This window comes from Ideonella azotifigens, assembly GCF_006519715.1.
In the GTDB taxonomy this organism is placed as follows: Bacteria; Pseudomonadota; Gammaproteobacteria; order Burkholderiales; family Burkholderiaceae_C; genus Ideonella; species Ideonella azotifigens.
In genome coordinates, this window is the sequence record NZ_VIDT01000181.1 from 1 (window position 1) to 8,824 (window position 8,824).

Annotated in this window: 10 protein-coding genes; 6 read left to right on the top strand and 4 right to left on the bottom strand. The window is 67.5% G+C overall.

All coding sequences use genetic code 11. The features are described from left to right. The 3 genes from FKP22_RS13010 to FKP22_RS13020 all read right to left on the bottom strand — a co-directional run. Nucleotides 1-462, bottom strand: a 462-nt coding sequence (locus FKP22_RS13010) for an ABC transporter permease (RefSeq protein WP_375140581.1), incomplete at its 3' end; no start/stop codon positions are given. Nucleotides 463-487: 25 nt separating this feature from the next. Then, on the bottom strand, nucleotides 488-1,483 hold the full coding sequence (locus FKP22_RS13015) for an ABC transporter substrate-binding protein (RefSeq protein WP_141287914.1): 996 nt from the start codon (nucleotides 1,481-1,483) through the stop codon (nucleotides 488-490). After that, complete coding sequence (locus FKP22_RS13020) at nucleotides 1,480-2,277, bottom strand: ABC transporter ATP-binding protein (RefSeq protein WP_141287915.1); 798 nt, start codon at nucleotides 2,275-2,277, stop codon at nucleotides 1,480-1,482. Before FKP22_RS13020 ends, FKP22_RS13015 begins: the two co-directional genes overlap by 4 nt. Before the next feature lie 129 nt (nucleotides 2,278-2,406). On the opposite strand from FKP22_RS13020, the gene FKP22_RS13025 reads away from it, so the two are divergent. The 4 genes from FKP22_RS13025 to FKP22_RS13035 all read left to right on the top strand — a co-directional run bounded on the left by FKP22_RS13025 (nucleotide 2,407) and on the right by FKP22_RS13035 (nucleotide 5,605). Next, on the top strand, nucleotides 2,407-3,180 hold the full coding sequence (locus FKP22_RS13025) for a GntR family transcriptional regulator (protein WP_141287916.1): 774 nt from the start codon (nucleotides 2,407-2,409) through the stop codon (nucleotides 3,178-3,180). A gap of 183 nt (nucleotides 3,181-3,363) precedes the next feature. Further along, nucleotides 3,364-3,894 carry a DUF1203 domain-containing protein gene (locus FKP22_RS13030; protein ID WP_211361395.1) on the top strand — a complete coding sequence of 177 codons (531 nt, stop codon included), beginning with the start codon at nucleotides 3,364-3,366 and terminating at the stop codon, nucleotides 3,892-3,894. Nucleotides 3,895-4,019: 125 nt separating this feature from the next. Further along, on the top strand, nucleotides 4,020-4,196 hold the full coding sequence (locus FKP22_RS32025) for a hypothetical protein (protein WP_170200881.1): 177 nt from the start codon (nucleotides 4,020-4,022) through the stop codon (nucleotides 4,194-4,196). 77 nt (nucleotides 4,197-4,273) lie between these two features. Beyond that, nucleotides 4,274-5,605: a dicarboxylate/amino acid:cation symporter gene (locus FKP22_RS13035; RefSeq protein WP_141287917.1), complete on the top strand. Its 1,332-nt coding sequence runs from the start codon at nucleotides 4,274-4,276 to the stop codon at nucleotides 5,603-5,605. Between the two features lie 19 nt (nucleotides 5,606-5,624). Here the strand turns inward: FKP22_RS13035 and FKP22_RS13040 are convergent, their stop codons facing one another. Beyond that, complete coding sequence (locus tag FKP22_RS13040; RefSeq protein WP_141287918.1) at nucleotides 5,625-6,305, bottom strand: TetR/AcrR family transcriptional regulator; 681 nt, start codon at nucleotides 6,303-6,305, stop codon at nucleotides 5,625-5,627. A 102-nt stretch (nucleotides 6,306-6,407) separates the two neighbouring features. On the opposite strand from FKP22_RS13040, the gene FKP22_RS13045 reads away from it, so the two are divergent. After that, nucleotides 6,408-7,541, top strand: a complete 1,134-nt coding sequence (locus tag FKP22_RS13045) for an FAD-dependent oxidoreductase (RefSeq protein WP_141287919.1) — start codon at nucleotides 6,408-6,410, stop codon at nucleotides 7,539-7,541. 65 nt (nucleotides 7,542-7,606) lie between these two features. Beyond that, a partial coding sequence (locus FKP22_RS13050; RefSeq protein WP_141287920.1) for an MFS transporter occupies nucleotides 7,607-8,824 on the top strand: 1,218 nt, incomplete at its 3' end.

The following is an 8,824-nucleotide window of genomic DNA, read 5'->3' on the forward strand; positions in this document are numbered from 1 at the left end:
CACGCCGTCCTGGATCGTCAGCGCCATCGGGAACATGGCCGCCAGCACGATGACCGCGACGATGGACGCATTGCCCAGGCCGAGGAAGATCATCATCAGCGGCGTCCACGCGATGGGCGGGATCGCCATGAACAGGCTGTTGAGCGGGCTCATGAAGCTGCGCAGCCTGGCCGACAGGCCCAGCCCCACGCCCAGCAGCAGCGCCAGCACCGCGGCCAGGCCAAAGCCCATGAATTCGCGCAGCAGGCTGTGGCCGAGGTTGCTCAACAGGCTGCCGTCCTTGAGCCAGCGCAGGCCTTCGCCCAGCACTTCCCAGGGCTGCGGCAGCACATAGCTGGGCACACGGCTGGCGGCGATGGTCCATGCCAGCACCAACAGCGGCAAGGACGCCCAGGGCAGCACGCGGGCGAACAGTCGCGCCGCAAGGCCAGGGCGGGCAACAGGCGTGGCGACGGCTTGCATGGCAGGATGGGATGCGGTGTTCATCTCAGCCAACCGACTTCTGCCACAGGCCCAGGTCCACCACCTGCTCGACCTTCAGCGGCCGTGCGGTGAAGCCCAGCTCCTGCGAGCGATCCATCAGCCGCTGGATGAACTGCAGGTCGCGCGCTTCCAGCTTGTCGGCCCAGCCCAGGCGCTTGCGGGCTTCCTGCACGATGGCCTCGGCGGCAATCGTGCGGCCGTCCGCCGCCTGCACCGTCTCCAGCTTGAAGGTCTGGGCGATCAGCTTGTCGGCCTCGGCCGCGTTGCCCTGCAGGAAGGCAATGGCGCGGCGGTGCGCGCGCAGCAGCTTGACCAGTTCCGGGCCGCGGTCCTTCAGCGCTGCAGCTGACGCGGCGATCACGTACCAGGGATAGGACGGCAGCACCGCATTCACATCCAGCACCAAGCGGCTGCTGCCACGCAGCAAGGCCTGGCTGACAAACGGCTCCCAGGTGAAGGCCGCGTCGGCCATGTTGCGGTCCAGCGCGGCATTCATGTTACCCACCGGCATGGACTGGATGCTGAGGTCTTTCTCCGGGTCCAGCTTGGCATGCTCGGGCAGCACAATGCCGCGCAGCAGCACGTCCATGCCGCTGCCCTTGGCCACCGATGCCAGCCGCTTGCCCCGCAGCTCGGCCACGCTGCGGATGCCGCTGGCCTGGCTGGCGATCACCGCCGCCTGGCCGTAGTTCACCTTGGCCAGGATGCGCGCGTCCAGCCCGCGCGAGAACCACTGGTAGACCGGCGGCGCGCCGACGTAGGCCACGTCCACCTCGCCGGCTGCCATGGCCTGCTCCAGCACCGGCCCGTCGCCAAACTGCTTGACCTCGACCTGCAGGCCTTCTTCGGCGAAAAAGCGCTTCTGGTCGGCGACGACAACCGGCGCATTGGCCATCGCATAGACCCAGCCGACACGCAGCGGCCGCGGTTGTGCGCGCGCAGGCAAGGCGGGCAAAGACAACAGGGCCGCAGCCCCAAGGAATTGGCGGCGGTTGTTCATACTGCTCTCTCCATGACGTGGGCAATGCGATCCATCAGCTGCTCGCGGCAGGCGAGGAAACGCGGCAATCGGGGCGTGGTTGCGAAGCTGCGCGGCCGGGGCAGGTCGACGGTCAGCTGGGTGTCGATGCCTTGCGGCGCTCGGCCGAGCACGACGACGCGGTCGGCCAGGAACACGGCTTCGTCGATGTCGTGCGTGATGAACACCACCGTCTGGCCGAGCTGGCTCCACAGGCGCAGCAGCTCTTCGTTCAGGTGCCGGCGGGTGATCGCGTCCAGCGCGCCAAAAGGCTCGTCGGCCAGCAGCAGCTTGGGCTCGGGTGCCAGCGCACGGGCGAGCGCCACGCGCTGGCGCATGCCGCCCGAGAGCTGGTGCGGGAACTGCTCCGCCGCGTCGGCCAGGCCCACCAGCGCCAGGTATTGGCGGGCGCGCTGCTGCTGCGCCGCAGGCGTCAGGTCGCCGCGCATGCGCAGGCCGAAGCGCACGTTGTCCAGCACCGTCAGCCACGGGAACAGGTTGGGCGACTGGAAGACATAGCCCAGCGCGTCCATCTCGGGGCGCACGGCTTCGCCGTCAATGCTCACGGTGCCGCGGTCCGGCTGGATGAAGCCCGACAGCAGGTTCAGCAGCGTGGACTTGCCGCAGCCCGAAGGCCCCAGCAACACGACGAATTCGCCGGGCGTGACCGTCAGCGACAGCTGGCGGAAGATGCTGCGCCCGTCGGCATAGGCGAAGTCCACGGCCTGCAGCGCGAGCTGCCCGGCGGCGGAACCAGAGGGTGAAGGCGAGGACATTGGTGCGGTCTCAAACAGCGGGTCGCAACAGGCGGGGTGTGGCATGCAAGGCACACGGATGGGGCTGCATGATGCTTAAAATAATACGTTCTAATGCAAGTTAGCCAAACGCGAATTGCGACTGTGCTTATGACGGAAATTGCAGCCACCTCCACCAGCCCGCAAGTTCGGACCCGCCTGAAACGCGAAAACGCGACCTCGCTCTATGCGCAGATCGCCGCGCGGCTGCAGGAGGAGATCGAGGCCGGGCTGTTCGAACCCAGTGGCCGCCTGCCCTCGGAGGCGCAGATCGGCGAGCGCTTCCAGGTCAGCCGCGTCACCGTGCGCCTGGCCTTCGACAAGCTGGCCAGCGAAGGCCGCATCGTGCGGCGCCAGGGCAAGGGCAGCTATGTGGCCGGCAAGCAGGTCCGCCACGGGCTGGACACCTTGCGCAGCTTCCATGAATCGCTGCGCCTGCAGGGGCTGGACGCGCAAATGCAGCTGCTGGAGAAGCGCCGCGTGAAAGTGCCGGACGAACTTGCGGCGCGCTTCGCCCCGGCGCGCCAGCTCACGCTGCTCAAGCGCCTGCACAGCGTGGACGGCACGCCCGTTGCGCTGGGCCTCAGCCACCTGCCCAGCGCGCTGTCACAGCTCAGCTGGCAAGCCCTGGAAGCCCAGCCCGCCTACGCGCTGATCGCCCAGTTGATGGGCGAGCGCCCGGCTCGCGCGGACATCGCCATCAGCGCCCGCGGCGCCGACGCAGCACTGGCTGAAGCCCTCGCCGTGCCGCCCGGCACCGCGCTGCTGGTCATGGAACGCAGCTCCTTTCTCAGCGACGGCCGCTGCTGCGACCACTCCTGCTTCTACATCCGGCCAGAGCGCTATGCGTTCACAATGAGCAGCGCGTTCCGGGTCGAGTCCTGAGAAGGTGGGTGGGGCCTTCATCACGCCAGATGAGGCCGGTGATCGGTCGCGCAGGCAACTTGACGGGTGGCTGGTGAGCAAGATGCACCCCTGCGCGCGTCGCGGCGATCCGCCCGCGGTACCCCGATCAGACCGTCTGCCGCCACGTCACCCAAATCACGAGTCCGATTCCAACCAGCGTTGATGCACAGAACGCGCTGCAATCCTGTCATCGCCTCCAGCGGCGAATACAACACAGGAGCGCATGCGATGAGATTTCGGGTACGGGGGATTTCGAGTGATGAGGTGCGGCAGTTCCGCGAGGGCGGGCCGGATGCGAATGGGCAGGCGGCTTTGCGGCGGGTGGCGCAGGGTGGGGCCAATCCTTGCCGACATTGCTTGCAGCTGATTGCCGAGGGGGACGAGATGTTGGTGCTGGCGTACCGGCCTTTTGGTTTGGTGCAGCCATATGCGGAGACGGGGCCGATCTTTCTGCATGCGCAGGACTGCGCGCACTGCGAGGCGGACCGGCTGCCGGCTTGGTTTGCCCATCTGCAGCCGGCGCTTGTTCGCGGGTATGACAGCAAGGACTGGATCAAGTACGAGACCGGCGCAGTGGTAGCCGGCAGTGAGCTGGCGGCGGCTTGCGAGAACATCCTGGCGGATGTTGACGTGGCCTATGTGCACATCCGCTCGAAGTTCAACTGCTTCCAGTGCCGGGTGGACCGCTTTTGATCGCTCTCTATTTGAGGCGCCTGAATCGGAGGCCCGGCGCGCCTGCTGGCACTGCGCGCCCAGTGGGCAGGCTTTGCGCATGCGCGCGCGGCGCCTCTTCCAGCCAGTGCGCTCGGCATTGCATCGTGCGCCGCGCCAGCCTGCCGCTGACGCCGGCGGCAGAGTTCTTCCGCGACCTGATCCGCCAGGCCAGCGTGCAGCTGGGCAAGCCAGCGCCGGTGGCCATGAAGAACGCAAGCCAGGTGCGCAAGACGGCCGGCAAGGCGAGCAAGACCGGCAAGAGCCCTGCCCAAAAGGGCTAAGTAGACGCCACATGGCGGGAAACGTGCCGGGGCGGAAGAATCCTGGTTTTCCCTCACTGCCCTCGCCGGATACCGCCATGCCCCTTGTTGCTGCTGCTGCGCCGCGCGCGCCCTGGTACCGCTCCCTCTATGCCCAGGTGCTGATCGCGATTGCGATTGGCGTGCTGCTGGGCCACTTCCAGCCGCAATGGGGCGAGGCGATGAAGCCGCTGGGCGACGGCTTCATCAAGCTGATCAAGATGATCATCGCGCCCATCATCTTCTGCACCGTGGTGCTGGGCATTGCCGGCATGGAGAACATGAAGAAGGTCGGCAAGACCGGTGGGCTGGCGCTGCTGTATTTCGAGGTCATGTCCACCGTGGCGCTGATCATCGGGCTGCTGATCGTCAACCTGGTGCAGCCAGGCGCCGGCATGCACGTGGACCCGAACGCGCTGGACACCAAGGGCCTGGCCAACTACGTGGGCCCGGGCAAGATGACCGGCACGGTGGACTTCCTGCTGGCCATCATCCCCAGCAGCGTGGTGGACGCCTTCGCCAAGGGCGAGATCCTGCAGGTGCTGCTGTTCTCGGTGCTGTTCGGCTTTGCGCTGCAGAAGTTCGGCGGCAAGAACAACATCGTCTTCAGCTTCATCGACAAGCTCTCGCATGTGCTGTTCGCCATCGTCGGCACCATCATGAAGCTGGCGCCGATTGGCGCATTCGGTGCCATGGCCTTCACCATCGGCAAGTACGGCGTGGGCTCGCTGCTGCAGCTGGCGCAGCTGATGGGCGCGTTCTACGCCACCTGCCTGATCTTCGTGCTGGTGGTGCTGGGCGGGGTCGCCCGGCTGCACGGTTTCTCGATCCTGAAGTTCGTGCGTTTCATCCGCGAGGAGCTGCTGATCGTGCTGGGCACTTCGTCCAGCGAATCGGTGCTGCCGCGCATGATGCGCAAGCTCGAACATGCCGGCGCCGAGAAGTCGGTGGTCGGCCTGGTGATCCCGACCGGCTATTCGTTCAACCTGGACGGCACCTCGATCTACCTGACCATGGCCGCGGTCTTCATCGCCCAGGCCACCGACACGCCGATGACGCTGCTGCAGCAGCTCACGCTGCTGGCGGTGCTGCTGCTGACCAGCAAGGGTGCGGCAGGCGTCACCGGCTCGGGCTTCATCGTGCTGGCGGCCACGCTTTCCGCGGTGGGCCACGTGCCGGTCGCCGGGCTGGCGCTGATCCTGGGCATTGACCGCTTCATGAGCGAAGCCCGCGCGCTGACCAACCTGGTGGGCAATGGGGTGGCCACGCTGGTGGTGGCCAAGTGGTGCGGCCAGCTGGACGCGCAGCAGTTGGACGCCGCGCTGGTGCAGCAGGTGCCGATGCCTGAAGAAGAGCAGCTTGTGCAGGCGGAGACCGCGGCACAGCCCTGAAGGCCCGCGAGGCGTGTGTTCAGGACTGCGCCTGCGCCTTGATGCCGCCCAGGATCAGGTCGATGCCGGCCAGGAAGTCGGCGCTGTCATCGTGGTTTCGCAGTTGCTCCGCGAGTGACCGTGTGAACGGGTACCTGGCCTCGTCGAGCGCAGCCCAGGCTGCGGAAGCCTCGCCCAGAAAGTCCTCCCGGCCGATATCGCGCGCCTGGGCCGAGCGCCGGTTCGCGGCGTTCTGTCCGCCAACGCCGAGGATGTAGTGCCACAGCGCTGACACCGCCGCCCACTGCCCGCCCGCGGGTACGCCCAGTGCCTGCACCTGCTGCCCGATGCTTTCGAACAGGCGCACCGTCGGCAGCTGGCCGGCGGCGTGGATCAGTGCCGAGCCGATCCAGGGATGCGCGTCCATCGCATCGAACATGCCGACCGCCAGCGCGCGGACCGTGGCCTCGGGCGTCTCGCCGTCCGCGCAAGCCGCCAGCGTGGCGGCGATCACCGCGTCACAGGCGGCCACCAGCAGCTCGCCCTTGTTGGCAATGTGCCAGTAGATCGCACCAGGCCCCGTCGCCAGCTGCTCTGACAGCGCACGGAAGGTCAGCCCGGCTTCGCCGGTGCTGTCCAGCAGGCCGATGGCCGCTTCGATGATGCGGTCCCGCGAGAGGGCGTCCCCGCGCCGTTGAGGAGAACGTGTCTTGTTGACCATGCCGCATGTTGACACAACTGGAACGGCGCTCCATCATCATGGAATGACGTTCCACGCATCATCCGTCGGCCGATGTCGCGCCCCACTCATGAAGGATTCGAGATGACACGCATGATCGCGATCGTTGGCGCCGGGCTTGGCGGGCTGATGCTGGCCCGGGTGCTGCACGTGCACGGCATCGCCTGCGCCGTCTACGAGGCCGAGGCCTCGCCCACCGCTCGCACGCAAGGCGGCATGCTGGACATTCACGAGGACAGCGGCCAGCTCGCATTGAAGGCCGCGAAGCTGCATGAGGCGTTTGTGCGGCTCATCCATCCCGGCGGCCAGGCCTCGCGCGTGCTGGACAAGACCGGCGCGGTGCTGCTGGATCAGCCCGATGACGGCAGCGGTGGCCGGCCCGAAGTTCGCCGAGGCGAGCTGCGCCGCCTGCTGCTGGATTCGCTGCCCGTCGGCACGGTGCGCTGGGATCACAAGCTCACATCGGTCGAAGCACTGGGCGATGGTCGCCACACCCTCAGCTTCGCCCACGGCGGCAGCGTCACAACCGACCTGCTCGTCGGCGCCGATGGCGCCTGGTCAAGGATCCGGCCATTGGTATCGGCCGCTGTGCCAGCCTACATCGGCACCACCTTCGTCGAAACCTACCTGTCCGATGCCGACGCCCGCCATCCGGCGAGCGCCACAGCCGTCGGCGGCGGCGCGCTGTTCGCGATGGCGCCAGGCAAAGGCATCTTTGCGCACCGCGAGCCGGACGGCGTGCTGCACACCTATGCGGCACTGCAAAAGCCGATGGCCTGGGTGGCGGAGGTCGAGGCCGCCGATGCTTCCGTCGCGCTGGCCCGCGTGGCGCTGGAATTTGACGGTTGGGACCGGGCGCTCACCGCGCTCATCACCGATGGCGAGACAGCGCCGGTGTTGCGGCCGATCCACGCCCTGCCCGCGGCCCACCGCTGGGACCGCATTCCCGGCGTGACGCTGCTGGGCGACGCGGCGCACCTGATGGCGCCTGCAGGCGATGGCGCGAATCTGGCGATGGTCGACGGCGCCGAGTTGGGTGAAGCCATCGCGGCGCGCCCCGGCGATCTGCAGGCCGCGCTGCAGGCCTACGAGGCGAAGCTCTTCCCGCGCAGCGCCGAGGCCGCCGCGGGCTCGACCGAAGTGCTGGCCATTTGCCTGGGCGACGCCGCGCCACACAGCCTGGTGCAGTTCCTGGACCAGGCCAAGGGTGCGACATAGAGCGCTGGCAAGCTTGCATCCACAATCACCCAGCCTCGCCAACCCACTACCCGAGCCGGTACCGCATGCCACCGCCCGACACCTCCGCGCCACAGGCCGCCGCACCGCCGCTGTTCACCGGCTACCAGCGCTTTGTCGCCGGACTGCTGGCCTGCCTGCAGTTTGCGGTGATCCTGGACTTCATGATCATGTCGCCGCTGGGCGCGGTGATCATGCCGGACCTGAAGATCACGACCGAGCAGTTCGGCCTGGTCGTCTCGGCCTATGCCTTCAGCGCAGGCGTGGTCGGCATCCTGACCGCAGGATTCGCGGACCGTTTCGACCGCAAGAAGCTGCTGCTGTTCTTCTACGCCGGCTTTGTCGCCAGCACGCTGTGGTGCGGCCTGGCGCAGACGTTTCACACGCTGCTGATGGCGCGCATCGTCACCGGCGTGTTCGCCGGCGTGATCGGCTCGGTGGTGATGGCGATTGCGACCGACCTGTTCGAGCTGCGCCTTCGTGGCCGGGTGATGGGCGTGATCCAGACCGCGTTTGCGGCCAGCCAGGTGCTGGGCCTGCCGGTGGGGCTGTACCTGTCCAACCGCTGGGATTGGCATGCGCCCTTCATTGCGATGGCCGCGTTTGGCGCAGCCGGCGGGCTGGTGATTGCCTGGCGCATGCGGCCGGTGGCGGACCACCTGAAGGCAGGCGCCCAGCACGGTGCGCTGAAGCACCTGCTGCAGACCGTTGTCGAGCCGCGCCATGTGACCGCCTTCGCGACCACCGCGCTGCTGACCACCGGCGGCTTCATGCTGATGCCCTTCAGCAGTGCCTTCGTGGTGCACACGCTGGGCATTCCGCTGGAAAGCCTGCCGACGATCTACCTGGTCACCGGCATGTGCACCATCTTCATCGGCCCGCTGGTGGGCAAGCTGGCCGACCGGCTGGGCAAGCTGCCGGTGTTCATGGCCGGCACGGCCGTCACCATCGTCATGGTGCTGGTCTACACCCACCTGCAGGCGGTGTCGCTGCCGTGGGTGATCGTGGTCAACGTGCTGATGTTCGTCGGCATCTTCTCGCGCATGATCCCGTTCCAGGCGCTGGTGAGCGCCGTGCCGGCGGCCACGCAGCGCGGCTCGTTCAATGCGGTGAATGCGGCGATCCAGCAGTTGGCCGGCGGCCTGGCCTCGCTGCTGGCCGGCCACATCGTGGCCTTTGGTGCAGATGGCAAGCTGCTGCACTTCCCGGTCGTCGGCTACGTGGTGGCCGCGACCTCGGTGGTGACCGCGACGCTGGTGTGGCGG

Excerpts from the sequence above, each read along its gene's own strand:
- FKP22_RS13025 (WP_141287916.1), top strand. The coding sequence starts at position 2,407 with ATGACGGAAATTGCAGCCACCTCCACCAGCCCGCAAGTTCGGACCCGC.
- FKP22_RS13030 (WP_211361395.1), top strand. The coding sequence starts at position 3,364 with ATGCACAGAACGCGCTGCAATCCTGTCATCGCCTCCAGCGGCGAATAC.
- FKP22_RS13020 (WP_141287915.1), bottom strand. The coding sequence starts at position 2,277 with ATGTCCTCGCCTTCACCCTCTGGTTCCGCCGCCGGGCAGCTCGCGCTG.
- FKP22_RS13045 (WP_141287919.1), top strand. The coding sequence starts at position 6,408 with ATGACACGCATGATCGCGATCGTTGGCGCCGGGCTTGGCGGGCTGATG.
- FKP22_RS13015 (WP_141287914.1), bottom strand. The coding sequence starts at position 1,483 with ATGAACAACCGCCGCCAATTCCTTGGGGCTGCGGCCCTGTTGTCTTTG.
- FKP22_RS13040 (WP_141287918.1), bottom strand. The coding sequence starts at position 6,305 with ATGGTCAACAAGACACGTTCTCCTCAACGGCGCGGGGACGCCCTCTCG.
- FKP22_RS13035 (WP_141287917.1), top strand. The coding sequence starts at position 4,274 with ATGCCCCTTGTTGCTGCTGCTGCGCCGCGCGCGCCCTGGTACCGCTCC.